General features: G+C 67.8%; 13 protein-coding genes. 2 read left to right on the top strand and 11 right to left on the bottom strand.

All coding sequences use genetic code 11. The features are described from left to right. Nucleotides 1-52 precede the first annotated feature (52 nt). Entirely contained in the window at nucleotides 53-685 is a 633-nt protein-coding gene (locus AC6CH2_RS03325; RefSeq protein WP_498267925.1) for an NAD(P)H-dependent oxidoreductase, read from the top strand. 308 nt (nucleotides 686-993) lie between these two features. On the opposite strand, the gene AC6CH2_RS03320 is transcribed toward AC6CH2_RS03325, so the two are convergent. Together AC6CH2_RS03320 and AC6CH2_RS03315 are read right to left on the bottom strand one after the other, a co-directional pair. After that, nucleotides 994-1596: a ferritin-like domain-containing protein gene (locus tag AC6CH2_RS03320; RefSeq protein ID WP_498267924.1), complete on the bottom strand. Its 603-nt coding sequence runs from the start codon at nucleotides 1594-1596 to the stop codon at nucleotides 994-996. Between the two features lie 125 nt (nucleotides 1597-1721). Beyond that, nucleotides 1722-2198 (bottom strand): peroxiredoxin, encoded by a 477-nt coding sequence (locus AC6CH2_RS03315; protein ID WP_498267923.1) that lies wholly within the window; start codon nucleotides 2196-2198, stop codon nucleotides 1722-1724. A 160-nt stretch (nucleotides 2199-2358) separates the two neighbouring features. Between AC6CH2_RS03315 and AC6CH2_RS03310 the strand changes: the two genes are divergently transcribed. Beyond that, nucleotides 2359-3252: a DnaJ C-terminal domain-containing protein gene (locus tag AC6CH2_RS03310; RefSeq protein WP_435395649.1), complete on the top strand. Its 894-nt coding sequence runs from the start codon at nucleotides 2359-2361 to the stop codon at nucleotides 3250-3252. Nucleotides 3253-3402: 150 nt separating this feature from the next. Here the strand turns inward: AC6CH2_RS03310 and pilH are convergent, their stop codons facing one another. The 9 genes from pilH to AC6CH2_RS03265 all read right to left on the bottom strand — a co-directional run bounded on the left by pilH (nucleotide 3403) and on the right by AC6CH2_RS03265 (nucleotide 15555). Beyond that, the gene (pilH, locus tag AC6CH2_RS03305; RefSeq protein WP_031370810.1) at nucleotides 3403-3774 is read right to left on the bottom strand and encodes a twitching motility response regulator PilH; all 372 of its coding nucleotides are present in this window, start codon (nucleotides 3772-3774) and stop codon (nucleotides 3403-3405) included. 60 nt (nucleotides 3775-3834) lie between these two features. After that, nucleotides 3835-4827 (bottom strand): YhdH/YhfP family quinone oxidoreductase, encoded by a 993-nt coding sequence (locus tag AC6CH2_RS03300; protein ID WP_498267922.1) that lies wholly within the window; start codon nucleotides 4825-4827, stop codon nucleotides 3835-3837. Nucleotides 4828-5959: 1132 nt separating this feature from the next. Then, a complete protein-coding gene (locus AC6CH2_RS03295) occupies nucleotides 5960-6598 on the bottom strand; it encodes a DUF6438 domain-containing protein (RefSeq protein ID WP_498267921.1) in 639 nt (212 codons plus the stop codon). 105 nt (nucleotides 6599-6703) lie between these two features. Next, a complete protein-coding gene (locus AC6CH2_RS03290) occupies nucleotides 6704-7297 on the bottom strand; it encodes an LOG family protein (protein ID WP_498267920.1) in 594 nt (197 codons plus the stop codon). Nucleotides 7298-7459: 162 nt separating this feature from the next. Next, nucleotides 7460-8884 (bottom strand): dihydrolipoyl dehydrogenase, encoded by a 1425-nt coding sequence (gene lpdA / locus AC6CH2_RS03285; RefSeq protein WP_435395645.1) that lies wholly within the window; start codon nucleotides 8882-8884, stop codon nucleotides 7460-7462. A gap of 132 nt (nucleotides 8885-9016) precedes the next feature. Then, the gene (sucB, locus tag AC6CH2_RS03280; RefSeq protein WP_498267919.1) at nucleotides 9017-10243 is read right to left on the bottom strand and encodes a dihydrolipoyllysine-residue succinyltransferase; all 1227 of its coding nucleotides are present in this window, start codon (nucleotides 10241-10243) and stop codon (nucleotides 9017-9019) included. Nucleotides 10244-10312: 69 nt separating this feature from the next. Continuing rightward, on the bottom strand, nucleotides 10313-13147 hold the full coding sequence (locus AC6CH2_RS03275) for a 2-oxoglutarate dehydrogenase E1 component (RefSeq protein ID WP_498267918.1): 2835 nt from the start codon (nucleotides 13145-13147) through the stop codon (nucleotides 10313-10315). A gap of 246 nt (nucleotides 13148-13393) precedes the next feature. Then, entirely contained in the window at nucleotides 13394-14296 is a 903-nt protein-coding gene (locus tag AC6CH2_RS03270) for a GNAT family N-acetyltransferase (RefSeq protein ID WP_498267917.1), read from the bottom strand. Next, nucleotides 14293-15555 carry a JmjC domain-containing protein gene (locus AC6CH2_RS03265; RefSeq protein ID WP_498267916.1) on the bottom strand — a complete coding sequence of 421 codons (1263 nt, stop codon included), beginning with the start codon at nucleotides 15553-15555 and terminating at the stop codon, nucleotides 14293-14295. The genes AC6CH2_RS03270 and AC6CH2_RS03265 overlap by 4 nt, the downstream gene beginning before the upstream one ends. Between the last annotated feature and the right edge of the window lie 2 nt (nucleotides 15556-15557).

Below are 15557 nucleotides of genomic sequence, written 5' to 3'. Positions count from 1 at the left end.
TTACACATAGTAAGTTACCTTTAGTAGTTAAATCTTCAGCGGACCTTTGCCCATGAATGCTCTGATCGTCGTCGCCCATCCCGACCCGCAATCGCTGACCCACGCCGTCGCCGCGCAACTGGCCGAAGGACTGTCCCAGTCGGGCCATGCCCACGAAGTCGCCGATCTGGCCGCGGAGGGGTTCGACCCGCGCTTCAACCGGGACGACGTCGCCGGCTTCTACCTGCGCGAGCCCGCGCCCGCGGACGTGCGCGCCGAGCAGGCGCGGATCGACCGCAGTGATGCGCTGGTGCTGGTGTTCCCGGTGTACTGGTGGTCGATGCCGGGCCTGCTCAAGGGCTGGATCGACCGCGTCTTCGCCAACGGCTGGGCCTACGAGGAAAAGGACGGCCGGGTCGCCAAGAAGCTGCAGCGCTTGCGCGTGCATTTGCTCGGCATCGGCGGGGCCGGCGCCGGTACCTACCGCAAACACGGCTACGACGTGGCGATGAACACCCAGATCGACCACGGCATCTTCGACTACTGCGGCGCCCGGGTGCTGACCTCGGAGCTGTTGCTGCACACCAGCCCCGACGAAGCCGCCGCGCTCCTGCCCAAGGCCTTCGCGTTCGGCCGCAGCGTGTTCGCCGAGGCGGCGCAAGGGGAGGCGGCGCACGGCGAAGCGGCGCAAGGCGAAGCGGCCTGAACCTTCGCGGAGATCTTGAGACGGCGGTCGCGGCTTACGCTGCACCTACACAAATCACTGCGTTCTGCCCCCTGTAGGAGCGGCGTAAGCCGCGACCGTGGAACGCGTAGAGTGCAAAACGCCTTCGGTCTTCGATCGAAGGCACGATTCCCACCGCGGGGCAGGAGCGGCGCAAGCCGCGATCGCGGAACGCGCAGCGGTCTGCACCGTCGTTGCCGTCCGACGAAGACCGGTTCGCCGCGCAGACCGGCCGCGGCTCACGCGGATCTACGAAAGAAGCCTCGAGCCGCGGCCTTCCGGAGCACGGCTTATTTGCCGGTCCAACCATCCAGCATGTCGGCCAGTTCGTCGGCGTGCTCTTCTTCCTGCGCCAGGATGTCCTCCATCAGACGCTTGGTGGTGGTATCGCGGTCGCCGAGGTAGTTGATGATCTCGCGATAGCTGTCGATCGCGATGCGCTCGGCGACCAGGTCTTCCTTGACCATGTCGCGCAGGTCGGTGCCTTCGACGTACTCGGCGTGGGCGCGCTTGGACAGCACGTCGGGGTTGAAGTCGGGGGCGCCGCCGAGCTGGACGATGCGCTCGGCGATGCGGTCGGCATGCGCCTGTTCTTCGTTGGCGTGTTCGAGGAATTCGGACTTGACCGCGTCGGCCATCAGGCCGCTGGCCATGTAGTAGTGGCGCTTGTAGCGCAGCACGCAGACGATCTCGGTCGCCAGGGCTTCGTTGAGCAGCTTGATGACCGCCTCGCGGTCGGCGCTGTAGCTTTCGGTGATCGCGCCGTCCTCGATGTGCTGGCGGGCACGGGCGCGGATCGTGGCGAGGTCGGTCACGAACGGCGAGGGTTGGCCGGCGGACGACGGGGTGGGCGCCGGACGGGCGGCGGTATTGCTGACGGGCTTGGCAGGCATGGTGCCTCCTGGCAGGTCGGGGATGAGAGCGGAGAAACCTCGAGCAGGCAGCTGCGGGAAAACGCGACGGTGCGCGTCGACGAAGCGGCCGGCCCGGACCTGCGACGGCCCGGGCCAGCTGCGGATCAAACCTGTTGCAGCATGTATTCGGCCGAAGACACCCGGTATTCGCCGGGTTCTTCGACATGCAGTTGCTTGACCACGCCATCCTCGGCGTACAGGGCGAAACGCTTGGCGCGGGTGCCCATGCCATAGGCGCTGGCGTCGAGCTCCAGGCCGAGCGCGCGGGTGAAGTCGCCGTTGCCGTCGGCCAGCATGATCATGCCGTCGGGGGCGTGCTGGCTCTGCGCCCAGGCCTGCATCACGAACGGGTCGTTGACCGCCAGGCACAGCACTTCGATGCCCTTGTCGCGGAACGCCTGGAAATGCTCGACGAAACCGGGCAGGTGCTTCTCCGAGCAGGTCGGGGTGAAGGCGCCGGGCACCGCGAACAACACGGCCTTGCGTCCGTCGAACAGGGTCCGGGTATCGACGCTCTCGATGCCTTCGTTGATGCGCTTGAGTACGACTTCGGGAAGGCGTTCGCCGACCTGGATGCTCATGGAAATCTCCTGTGGGGGTTCGAGTCTAGGAAGCAAGTGCTAAATACCGCGTCAACGACTTGAAATCGCGGTCGCCGCCGCCATGCTGTCAGGCTAATAATGCGTCAAGACGGCGTGAGTGGGCTGCGCCGCGTATTGGCGCTTGCAAGCGGGAGCGACGATGCAGTTCAAGGATTACTACGAAACCCTCGGTCTGGAACCGAGCGCCGGCGAGGCCGAGATCAAGACGGCCTATCGCCGCCTGGCGCGCAAATACCATCCCGACGTCAGCAAGGAGGCCGGCGCCGAGGAGAAGTTCAAGGCGGTCAACGAGGCCTACGAGGCGCTGCGCGACCCGCAGAAGCGCACCGCCTACGACCAGTTGCGCGCGCGCGGCTACCGGCCCGGCGACGAGGTGCAGCCGTCCGCGGGCGGCTACGGCGGCGGCAGCCCGGATTTCGAGGAGATCTTCGCCGGCGGCGGCGCCGGCGGCGGCTTCAGCGATTTCTTCGAGACCCTGTTCGGGCGTGGGCGCTCGGCCGCCGGCGGCTTCGGCCAGCAGGGCGCGCGCAGCGCGCCGCCGCGCGGCGACACCCGGGCCAAGCTCGCGGTGTCGCTGGAAACCGTCTACGAAGGCGGCAGCATCCGCATTTCGGTCAACAACAAGACCCTCGACGTGCGCGTGCCCAAGGGCGTGCGCCCGGGGCAGCTGATCCGCCTGGCCGGGCAGGGCGCGCATGGCGACCTGCTGCTCGAGATCGAATACGCCGCGCACCCGCAGTTCGAGGTCGACGGCCGCAACGTGATCCACGTGTTGCCGTTGGCGCCCTGGGAAGCCGCGCTCGGCGCGACCATCAGCGTGCCGACCCTCGGCGGCCCGGTCGAACTGAAGATTCCGGCCAACTCCGAAGCCGGGCGCAAGCTGCGCCTGCGCGGCCGCGGGCTGCCGGGCACGCCGGCGGGCGACCAGATCGTCGAGCTGGAAGTACTGGCGCCACGCGCGGAAACGCCGGCGCAGCACGACGCCTACGAGGCGATGCGGGTGGCGTTCGGCGAGGACTGGCGGCGGGTCTGAGCGCCGCCACGGCGGGGTCTTAGTGCCGCCGCGCCCCTGGCGCGGTTCGTCCTGCGATCCCGGCAAGGCCGGCAAAGAAAAACCCGGCTCGCGCCGGGTTGGTCGTTTTGCTGTGGAGCCGGCCGGTCAGCGGCGTTCCGCGTCCCGCATTCAGGCGGCCGAGGGCAGCAACTGCGCGATGATCTCGGACAGATCGGTCTCGCTGAACGGCTTGGTGATGTAAGCCTTGGCGCCCTGGCGCATGCCCCAGACCCGGTCGGTGTCCTGATCCTTGGTCGTGACCAGGACGATCGGGATGTGCTTCGTCGTGGATTCGCGGCAAATCGAGCGCGTCGCCTGGAACCCGTTGAGGTTCGGCATTACCACGTCCATCAGGATCATATCGGGCAGCTCGCGCTTGGCCGCTTCGACGCCGGCGGCGCCGTCCTCCGCGGTCAAGGCTTCATGCCCCAGTTTTTCGACGATGCGACGGATGCCCATCAGCTGGGACGGCGAATCGTCGACGATCAGAATACGCGCCATGTGTTTCCCCCAAGAACCTGCGGCCGATTGTAGCGACGCGCCGCGCCGCTGCAATGCCAACTAGATCACGACGAGGGTCCGGCCGACCGAACCGCCGGCCAGCATGCCCGGAAACACCTGCGGCAGCTCGGCCAGGCCGACTTCGCGCGTGCAGATCCGCTCCAGATGCGCGGGCTTCCAGTCGCTGCCCAGGCGCTGCCAGATCTCGTCGCGGATGCTTCTTGCGGTGCCGGCCGAGGCGACGCCGAGCAGGGACACGCCGCGGATGATGAACGGCATCACCGTGCTCGCCAGTTCGTGGGTCGCGGCGAGGCCGGCGGTGGCGACGTTGCCGTAGGGCGCGGTCTGGGCGAGCAGGCTGGCCAGCATCGGCCCGCCGACGTTGTCCAGGCCGCCGCCGAAGCGCGCCGACTCCATCGGCCGGCTGGTCTGCAGGGCGTCGCGGCCGAGCACCTCGCGGGCGCCGATCGAGCGCAGGTAATCGGCTTGTTCGGGCTTGCCGCTGATCGCGTGCACCTCGAAGCCGGCGCGGCTGAAGATGTCGAGCGCCAGCGAACCGACCCCGCCGGTGGCGCCGGTGACCGCGAGCGGCCCCTGCGCCGGCGTCTGCCGGTTATCGAGCATGCGGTGCAGGGCGAGCGCGGCGGTGAAGCCGGCGGTGCCGAGGATCATGCTTTCGCGCAGGCTCAGCCCGGCCGGCAGCGGAATCGTCCACTGCGCCTGCAGCCTCGCGTACTGGCCGTAGCCGCCGTCGCGCACCTCGCTGAGGCCGCAGCCGGTGACCAGCACCGCATCGCCTTCCTTGAACGCCGGGTCGCTCGAAGCGACCACGTGGCCGGCGACGTCGATGCCGCCGACCAGCGGGAACTGGCGCAGGATCTTGCCTTCGCCGGTGCCGGCCAGCGCGTCCTTGAAATTGACCGACGAGTACGCGGTCTTGATCACCACCTCGCCCGGCGCGAGATCGTCCAGGCGGACCGATTCGATGCCGCTGCGGTAGCCGCTGGCGTCGTTGTGGATTCGGAAGACGTCGAAGGGGGCGGGTAGGCTCATTGCGTGCTCGGCTGCGGTGCGGCCCGGGTGGGTGTTGCGGGCGGAGGTTGGGATGATAGCCGAGTGGGGATGGGCGATTTCGGAGTGATTCGGCTTCTGCGATACGAGGCCGTAGCCGTCGAGTAACGCCGGCAGCCGGTGGCCTGGTCTTAGGTAGGAGCGGCGCAAGCCGCGACCACGTACTCCGACAGCTCGCGTCGGCGGCCGCAGGTTCGCGGTCGCGGCTTGCGCCGCTCCTACAGGGGACGGCTGCGCGGCGCCCTAATGCCGGCTTTGGCTGTGCGCGGTCTCGCACTCGCGAAGGCTAGAGGAGACCCGCAGGGCGGCGCGCAGGGACGTGCGCCGTTTTTCATCGGGACAGGGATGTCCCGTATGAAAAATCCCTGCGTCGGCATCGCTCGTGCGGGCTTGTGATTCAAAACAAAAGCGTTTTTCTTTGGTTACTTTCTTTTGTCGCTTTTGACAAAAGAAAGTAACCCGCCGCTTTAGTGGCGGAAGCTTTGGGTTTGATCTCGATCTATTGAATGAGAGAAGCGCCGCAAGACTGTCATAGCGATGTCGCGGCTTGCGCCGCTCCTACCCCTGGCGAGAGCACGTCGCCACGATCGGTGGCATAGGCATTGCTGCCTCTGCGCGTCCCGTGGTCGCGGCTTGCGCCGCCCCTACAGGGGACGGCTGCGCGGCGCCCTAATGCCGGCTTTGGCTATGCGCGGTCTCATTCGCGAAGGCTAGAGGAGACCCGCAGGGCGGCGCGCAGGGATGTGCGCCGTTTTTCATCGGGACAGGGATGTCCCGTATGAAAAATCCCTGCGCCGGCATCGCTCGTGCGGGCTTGTGATTCAAAACAAAAGCGTTTTTCTTTGGTTACTTTCTTTTGTCGCTTTTGACAAAAGAAAGTAACCCGCCGCTTTAGTGGCGGAAGCTTTGGGTTTGATCTCGATCTATTGAATGAGAGAAGCGTCGCAAGACTGTCATAGCGATGTCGCGGCTTGCGCCGCTCCTACCCCTGGCGAGAGCACGTCGCCACGATCGATGGCATAGGCATTGCTGCCTCTGCGCGTCCCGTGGTCGCGGCTTACGCCGCTCCTACAGGGCGGCGACCAGGACGATCCATGCAAGATCGTTGATAGCCTCACGGCTGCACGGACCCTGCACTCGCGGCTTTGCCGAACGATGGCAGGCGGCAGCGATCCGGAGACGACAGCCGGGGATCGTCGGGGTCCAGCGGGGGGCGGGTCTGCGCGGACCAATAGCCGGCGCAGCTCGCGGTTTCGATCAGGGCCACGGTCTCGCAGAACACGTCCGGGACGAAACGCGCCTGCGGGTCGATCGAGGTCGACGACAGGGCGCCCGGTTTCTTGCTGTCGCGCAGGCAGGCCACCGCGTCCTGAGTAACGCGGCGCTTGCCGGCGGGGGTGCTGACGGTGATCGTCGTGATCGGGCCGTCGGAAGCGCTGGCGGAGTATTCCGGCAACAGTGCAGCGAAGGCCTTGGAGTTGACCCGCTCGAACAGCGCGCGGCGGTCCTTGTCGGCGATTTCGTGCGGGATCACAAGGTCGCCGTCGGCGTTGCGCAGCGGGTGGCGGCCGGTGAAGTCGCGGGCGCTGAAGATCGCCACGCCGTCTGAGCCGATGCGCAGCTTGTAGGCGGGACAACTGTCGCGGCAGCCGCTGCGTTCGATCACGACGGTGGTGCGGTCGATCGACGGCGGCCGGGCCGGCTTGCAGGCCGCGACGGCGACCAGGGTCAAGGGCAATACGATCCAGCGCACGATCCGACCTCCTGTCTGCGTTGCCTCATAGCTTATCGGGACTGGCTGCTTACCGCCGACCAGGCAAGCTCCGCCGCTCAGGCGCCGCCGGGCGAAGCCCGCCGTTCAGCGCAGGGCGTTGCGGCGCTTCTCGTCCATCCACTTCGATGCGGCCGCCGGCTCGTAGTCGCGCATCCAGGCCAGCATCGTGTTGAGGTCGTCGCCGTGCCACAGGTCGCGGCGCTGGTCGGCGTGCAGGAAGCGTTCTTCGACCATGCGGTCGAGCATCGACATCAGCGGGGTATAGAAGCCGTCGATGTCGAGGAAGGCGCAAGGCTTGTTGCCGATGCCGAGCTGGCGCCAGGTCAGCATCTCGAACATTTCGTCGAGGGTGCCGAAGCCGCCGGGCAGAGCGACGAAGCCGTCGGCGAGGTCGAACATGCGCGCCTTGCGCTCATGCATCGAGCCGACGATTTCCAGCTTGGTCAGGCCGCGGTGGGCGACTTCCCAGTTGACCAACTGCTCGGGAATCACCCCGATCGCTTGCCCGCCGGCTTCGAGCACGGCGTCGGCGACCGTGCCCATCAGGCCGACGTTGCCGCCGCCATAGACCAGGGCGATGCCGTCCTTGGCCATGCGCGTGCCGAGCGCCATCGCCCGTTCGGTGTAGATCGGCCTGGAGCCGGAGTTGGAGCCGCAGTAGACGCAGAGGGTTTTCATTGTTTTTGAGCTGTTGGGACTCGGGACTCGGGACTCGGGACTCGGAATTCGGGACTTGTAAAAAGCAAAACGCCAGGGCGGACCTGGCGTTTGCATTGGGACTCGGGAGGAAGGGCCGATCTCGCTTTGCGAGTCCCGAGTCCCCAGTCCCGAGTCCCGGCTTCAATTAGCCTTGTGGATCGCCCGCTTGTCGACCGCCATCGCGGCATCGTGGATCGCTTCCGACAGGGTCGGGTGGGCGTGGCAGATGCGCGCGAGGTCGTCGGCGGAACCCTTGAACTCCATGGTCAGCACGCCTTCGTGCACGAGTTCGGACACGCCGACGCCGACCAGGTGCAGACCGAGGACGCGGTCGGTTTCGGCGTGGGCGATGACCTTGACGAAGCCGGCCGGCTCGCCCATCGCCACCGCACGGCCGATCGCCGCGAACGGAAAGCTGCCGGTCTTGTACGGGATGCCTTCGGCCTTGAGCTGCTGCTCGGTCTGGCCGACCCAGGCGATTTCCGGCTCGGTGTAGATGACCCAGGGAATGGTGTCGAAGTTGACGTGGCCCGGCAGGCCGGCGATGAGCTCGGCCACGGCGATGCCTTCCTCGAAGCCCTTGTGCGCGAGCATCGGGCCGCGGACGCAGTCGCCGACCGCCCAGACGCCGTCGACGCCGGTGTGGCAATGCTCGTCGACCTCGATCTGGCCGCGCTCGTTGAGCTTGACCCCGGTGCCTTCGGCGAGCAGGCCCTTGCTGGCGGCGCGACGGCCGACCGCGACGAGCAGCTTGTCGACCACCAGTTGCTGGTCGGACTTGCCGTCGTTGTAGGTCAGATGGACGCCGTCCTTCTGCACTTCGGCCTTGCTGACCTTGGCGCCGAGCTTGATGTCCAGGCCCTGCTTCTTGAATTCCTTGGCGGCGGTCTTGGCCACTTCGGCATCGGCCGCGGCGAGGAAGTCGGGCAGCGCTTCGAGGATCGTGACCTCGGCGCCGAGGCGCTTCCACACGCTGCCGAGTTCCAGGCCGATCACGCCGGCGCCGATCACGCCCAGGCGCTTGGGCACTTCGGTGAAGTCGAGCGCGCCGACGTTGTCGACGATCTTGTCGCCGTCGAACTTGGCGAACGGCAGTTCGATCGAATCCGAACCGGCGGCGATGATGACGTTGGTGCCCTTGAGCTCGACTTCCGAACCGTCGTGCTGCTTGACCTTGACGATGTTGCCCGGGTGCAGGGTGCCGAAGCCGTAGTACGGGGCGACCTTGTTGGCCTTGAACAGCATCGCGATGCCGCCGGTGAACTGCTTCACGATCTTGTCTTTGCGGCCGACCATGGTGCCGACGTCGATCTTGGCGTTGTCGGCGCTGATGCCGTGCTCGCCGAACAGGTGCTGCAGGTTCCAGAACTGGCGCGAGCTGTCGAGCAGCGCCTTGGACGGGATGCAGCCCACGCGCAGGCAGGTGCCGCCGAGGGCGGGCTTGCCGTCCTTGCCGAGCGCGGCGTCGATGCAGGCGGTCTTGAGGCCCAGCTGGGCGGCGCGGATGGCGGCGTGATAACCGGCCGGACCGGCGCCGATGACGACTACGTCGAATTGTTCAGACATTGCGGAGTCCTTGGGGGTGCGGGACTCGGGACTCGGGGCCCGGGACCCGCACGACGAAGCGCGCGAGGCCCGGGTCCGCTGTGTTGTTCTTAGCCGAGTCCCGAATCCCGAGTCCCGAGTCCCGGCGAGGCATTACATGCCGAGCAGCATGCGATGCGGGTTCTCGAGCTGGTTCTTGATGTCGACCAGGAACAGCACCGCGTCCTTCCCGTCGATGATGCGGTGGTCGTAGGACAGCGCGATGTACATCATCGGCGCGGCGACCACGGCGCCGTTCTCGACGATGGCGCGTTCCTTGATCGCGTGCATGCCGAGGATGGCCGACTGCGGCGGATTGACGATCGGGGTCGACATCAGCGAGCCGAAGGTGCCGCCGTTGGTGATGGTGAAGGTGCCGCCCTGCAGGTCTTCCAGCGCCAGCTTGCCGTCGCGGGCCTTCTTGGCGTATTCGCCGATGGCCTTTTCGACGTCGGCGAAGCCCATGCGCTCGACGTTGCGCAGGACCGGCGTGACCAGGCCCTTGTCGGTCGACACCGCGATCGAGATGTCGGCGTAGCCGTGATAGACGATGTCGTTGCCGTCCACCGAGGCGTTGACCACCGGGTGGCGCTGCAGCGCGTTGGCGGCGGCCTTGGCGAAGAAGCTCATGAAGCCGAGCTTGACGCCGTTGGCCTTCTCGAAGGACTCGCCCAGCTCCTTGCGCATCGCCATGACCTTGCCGAGGTTGACTTCGTTGAACGAGGTCAGCATCGCGATCGAGTTCTTCGACTGCATCAGGCGCTCGGCGATGCGCGCGCGCATGCGGGTCATCGGCACGCGCTCTTCCGGGCGGGCGCCCGAGGCGTTGCCGACGCCGCCGGACTTGGCGTAGTTGAGGATGTCTTCCTTGGTCACCGCGCCCTTGCGGCCGGTGCCTTCGACCTGCGCGGCGTCGATGCCTTCCTTGTTCGCGGTGAAGCGCGCGCCCGGCGGCAGCTGGTCGTTGGAGGCGGCGGGCTTCGCGTCGGCCTTGGGCGCGTCGGCCTTGGCGGTGATCGGCTGGGCGCCGGCGGCCGGCAGGGCTTCGGCCTTGGCGGCGGCCGGAGCGGCGGCTGCGGCGGCGGGCTGGGCTTCGGCGGCGGCGCCGGCTTCGACGATCGCGAGCACCTGCTGGCTGGTCACCGTCGAGCCTTCCTCGAACTTGATTTCCTTGAGCACGCCGTCGACCGGCGAGGGCACTTCGAGCACGACCTTGTCGGTTTCCAGATCGACCAGGTTCTCGTCGCGCTTGACCGCATCGCCCGGCTTCTTGTGCCACGTGGCGATCGTGGCGTCGGAGACCGACTCGGGAAGGACGGGGACTTTGATCTCGGTGCTCATGGGGCAGGCATCCTGGAGTGCTTGAAAGGGTATGAGTCGTTCTGGGATGTAGGGTCGGCAGGCCAGCGCTTATTCGGCGCTGGACTCGCCTTGCAGCGAATTGACCAGCGCGTCGGCGACCAGCTTGGTCTGCTCGGCGACGTGGTCGGCCAGGTGGCCGGCCGCCGGCGAAGGCGAACGCGCGCGGCCGGCGTAGTGCAGGCTCTGCTTCGGCGCCAGGCAGGCGGTCAGGTGGTGGCGGATCTGGTACCAGGCGCCCTGGTTCTGCGGCTCTTCCTGGCACCACACCACGTCCTTGGCCGCGCTGTAGCGCTTGAGTTCGGCCGCCAGCAGTTCGCGCGGGAACGGATACAGCTGTTCGATGCGCACCAGGGCGACGTCGTCCAGGCCTTCCTTCTGCGCCTGTTCGAACAGGTCGTAATAGACCTTGCCCGAGCACAGCACGACGCGCTTGACCTTCTTGACGTTGGCCTGGGCGTCGGGGATCAGGTGCTGGAACTCGCCGTTGGCCAGTTCGTCCAGGGTCGAGACCGCGAGCTTGTGGCGCAGCAGCGATTTGGGCGTCATCACCACCAGCGGCTTGCGCGTGCTCATGCGCATCTGCCGGCGGATCATGTGGTAGGCCTGGGCCGGGGTGGTCGGCGCGCACACCAGCATGTTGTCGAGCGCGCACAGTTGCAGGAAGCGCTCCAGGCGCGCCGAGCTGTGCTCGGGGCCCTGGCCTTCGTAGCCGTGCGGCAGGAACAGGGCCAGGCCGCACAGGCGGCCCCACTTGGCTTCGCCCGAAGACAGGAACTGGTCGATCACCACCTGGGCGCCGTTGGCGAAGTCGCCGAACTGGGCTTCCCAGATGTCCAGGGTCATGGGATCGGCGGTCGAATAGCCGTACTCGAACGCCATCACCGCTTCTTCGCTGAGCAGCGAGTCGATGATGGTCATGTCCGACGGCGTGCGCACCAGCTCGCGCAGCGGCATGACGTAGGCGTCGGTGCTCTGCTCGTGCAGAATCGCGTGGCGGTGGAAGAAGGTGCCGCGGCCGCTGTCCTGGCCGACCAGGCGCAGCTTGTAGCCTTCGCTGAGCAGGGTGGCGTAGGCCAGGTTCTCGGCGAAGCCCCAGTCGCCGCCGAGCTCGCCGGCGGCCATCTTGCGGCGGTCCTCGTAGATCTTGGCCACGCGCGGGTGCAGCTTGACGTCGTCGGCGACCGCGTTGATCCGGGTGGCCAGCGCGTCGAGCTTGCTGCGCTCGAACTTGGTGTCGACCGGGTCGCTGAGCTTGCCCGACAGATACTTGGACCAGTCGATGGTGAACTCGTCCGGCTTGACCTCGACCAGCTCGGTGGTGACCGCACCCTGATCGAGCTTGTCGCGGTAGTTGTCGACCAGCGCCTGCGCGTCTTCGGCCTTGAGCACGCCTTCGGAAATCAGGCGGTCGGCGTACAGCTCACGCGGGGTCTTGTGCTTGCGGATCACCTGGTACATCAGCGGCTGGGTCGCCGCCGGCTCGTCGGCCTCGTTATGGCCGTGGCGGCGGTAGCAGACCAGGTCGATGACCACGTCGCGGCCGAAGCGCTGGCGGAAGTCCAGCGCCAGCTCGGCGCAGAACACCACCGCTTCCGGGTCGTCGCCGTTGACGTGCAGGATCGGCGCGCCGACCATCTTGGCCACGTCGGTGCAGTACAGCGTGGACCGTGCGTCCTGGCGCTCGCTGGTGGTGAAGCCGACCTGGTTGTTGATGACGACATGGACCGTGCCGCCGACCGCGAAACCGCGCGCCTGCGACATCTGGAACAGTTCCATGCCGACGCCCTGGCCGGCGAACGCGGCATCGCCGTGCAGCAGCACCGGCAACACCTGCGCGCGACCGTTCTCGCCGCGGCGGGTCTGGCGCGAACGCACGCTGCCGGCGACCACCGGGTTGACGATTTCCAGGTGCGAGGGGTTGAACGCCAGCGCCAGGTGGACCGGGCCGCCGGGGGTGGCGACGTCGGCGCTGAAGCCCATGTGGTACTTCACGTCGCCGGTGTGGGCGTGCTCGTCGTGGTCGAACTTGCCTTCGAACTCGTCGAACAGCTTGCGCGGCGGCTTGCCCAGGGTATTGACCAGGACGTTGAGGCGGCCGCGGTGGGCCATGCCGATCACCACGTCCTGCACGCCCTGTTCGCCGGCGCGGCGGATGGTCACATCCATCAGCGGGATCAGCGCGTCGCCGCCTTCCAGCGAGAAGCGCTTCTGACCGACGTACTTGGTGCCGAGGTAGCGTTCCAGGCCGTCGGCCGCGGTCAGCCGCTCGAGGATGCGCTTCTTGTCCTCGGCGCTGCGGGAGAACTTGCCGCCGGCGCCTTCCAGGCGTTCGTACATCCAGCGGCGCTGTTCGGCGTCGGCGATGTGCATGAACTCCGCGCCGATCGGGCCGGTGTAGGTGGCCTTGAGCAGGGCGAGCAGGTCGCCGAGCTTCATGCGTTCCTTGCCGGCGACGCCGCCGGTGCTGAACTCGCCGGCCAGATCGCTCTCGGACAGGCGGTGGAAGCCCAGCGCCAGGTCCGGCGCTTCGGGCTTCTCGAGCAGGCCGAGCGGATCGATGTTGGCGGCGAGGTGGCCGCGCGAACGGTAGGCGGTGATCACCTTGCCGACCGAACGCTCGCGCTCGTCGCTGGCCTGGGAGCCGCCCGCGGCGGCGGCGACGACGCCCCTGGAGGCGGCGCGGCCGGCGGCGGCGATGCTTTCAATGGCGGCCGAATGCGGGATGTCCCCGGCTTCGCGGCCCTTAAATCCGTCGAAATAGGCTTTCCATTTGCCCCCGACGCTTTCGGGGTCGACCAGGTACTGCTCGTACAGGTCTTCGATGAAGGCGGCGTTGGCGCCGAGTTGCGAGGATTGCGAGAACTGCTTCAGGAGACTGTCCACGATGGCTATCGGGAAACTCTAGGTGGGCGGATTGGGGTCGCGCATGCGCCAGGGGCGCGCGGACAAGGCCCGGAATTATAGCGGTAGTGTTAAGGCCAGCGGCATAACTACTTATGTCTAAGCGGCCGATTTTGTTCGATATCCGACACCGGAGCGGATACGGACCGTTCCGGCAATGCCGCCGGGCGCGCGCCGGGCGCCGGGTTGCGGGCGTCGGGCCCCGGCACGAGGCGGTTTAGCGCGGCCTCAGATTCCGAGCGCGCGGAACTCGCTGCAGGGGCGGGCGCGCTCCCAGACCGGGTCGAAATGCGCGCGCAGCTGGCGGGCGCGGGCGCCGCCGTCGAGCCGCGTCTCGCCGTCGTAGCGGTGGCCCAGCGGCCGGTAGTACCAGCCGTCGAGGTCGTTGACCAGATACGCCGCGGGGTATTTGAGGTCGACCGGCTCTTCGATGGCGCGGAACTCGAACACGCTCGACAGACGCTGGCTCAGCCCGATCAGGGGGGCGAGCGCGCGTTGCGGTGCGCCCGGGTCGTGCAGCAGCACCCGGACTGCGCCGCCGGAGGTGGCGAAGCGGCGGATCGCGGCGACCACCTCGGGGCGGTCGAGCAGGCCGGGATCGAGGTCGCGGCTGTAGATGGACAGGCCGCGGCGGGCGCTGCCGATCACCCCGGCCAGGGCGGCGAGGGCGGCGGCGCGGGTCTCGACCGGGTTGGCCGCGTCGAGCAACAGCCGCATCGACCGGTGCTCGATGCCGGCTTCGACGAACCGCTCGCCGACCGGCAGGAAACCGCGGCGGGCATAGAAACCGATCGCCGTGGCCTGGGCGTGCAGGGACAGTTCGCGCCAGCCGAGCTGGCGGGCGCGTTCGATCAGCGCCTCGAGCAGAGCCTCGCCGACGCCGCGCCCGCGCCAGGGGGCGAGCACCGCCATGCGGCCGATGCGCCGGTCCGGGGTCAGCCGACCGGTGCCGATCGGGCGTTGCTCGGCGTCCAGGGCCAATACGTGATGGCACAGCGGGTCGTGCGCGTCGAGCTCGATCTGGGCCGGGACCTGCTGTTCCTGCACGAACACCGCCTCGCGCACCGAGCGCAGCGCCGCCAGCGCGGCGGCGTAGTCGGCGACGGCGACGACCCGGAACCCGGCGCTCATTCCTCGTTCTCGCCGTGTTCGTCGGCGCCGTCCTCGTCGTCGAGGCCGAGGCGGTAATGGCCGGCGGCGATCAGTTCGTGGACGCAGTCGCGGCCGGCGTCGGACAGCGCCGAGTAGACGGCAGCGTCGATCTCGGCGGCCGCGGCGATGGCCTGGGCGTCGCCCGCCGGCAAGGCGAATTCCTGGCCGCTGACGTAGAGCCGGGCGAGCGCGCCTTCGGCCTTGGCCGGCTTCGACGCCTTGGCCGGCTGTGCGTGGGCCTTGCGCCAGGCCATCCGCGACCAGGGGTGGCGCCACAGGCTGGCGCCGCGCTCCAGGTCCCATTCGATTTCGATCCGCGAGCGCGGTTCCTCCTGGCCCGAGGAGACTTCGCCGGCGGCGCGGTAGACCGTGATGAAGCGGCCGAACCAGTCGCCGAGGCGGTCGGGATCGTTCATGCGCAGGACGTTCAGGGCCTCGACCACCCGGCCCATCGCGGCGGCGTCGATCTCGTTGGGATCGGCCGGCGGGCTCAGGTCGGGGTCGCGGTAGCGCAGGCTCTCGTCGGCTTCGACGGCCAGGGTGTCGATGAAATCGCCCATCAGCTCGGCGGCCGACGGCGCGCGCATGCCGACCGAGAAGGTCAGGCAGGCATCCTCGGCGACGCCGTGATGCGGCACGCCGGGCGGCAGGTACAGCATGTCGCCGGGGCCGAGCACCCAGTCGTGGCTCGGCTCGAACTCGCGCAGCAATTTCAGCTCGGCGTCCGGGCGGAAGTCCTGCGGCGCGTTGGGGCGGGCGTCGATCTGCCAGCGCCGGTGGCCCTGGGCCTGCAGCAGGAATACGTCGTATTGGTCGACATGGGCGCCGACCGAGCCACCCGGGGCGGCGAACGAGACCATGATGTCGTCGATGCGCCAGCGCGGCAGGAAATCGAAGGCCGGCAGCAGCGCGGCCACGTCGGCGTCCCACTTGTCGACGTCCTGGACCAGAAGAGTCCAGTCCTGCCTCGGCAGACCGGGGAACTCGGTCTCTGCGAACGGCCCGTGCCGCAAGGAATAACGATCGGTGGCGCGATCGTGCTGGATCAGGCGCGCCAGCACGCCGTCCTCGCAGGCCAGTCCGGCCAGGTCCTCGGGCTGGATCGGCGACTGCAGCCCGGGGAAGGCGTTGCGGATCAGCAGCGGGCGTTTCTGCCAATAGTCGCACAGGAATACGGCCGGCGGCATGCCGAGCGGCGGGCGTCGAGCGGCGTCGACTTCGATGAGAGGCGATTTCATGG

Source organism: Lysobacter sp. GQ73, assembly GCF_059758755.1.
Note: the sequence above shows the minus strand (reverse complement) of the source record. Positions and strands in the feature narration are given on the sequence as shown.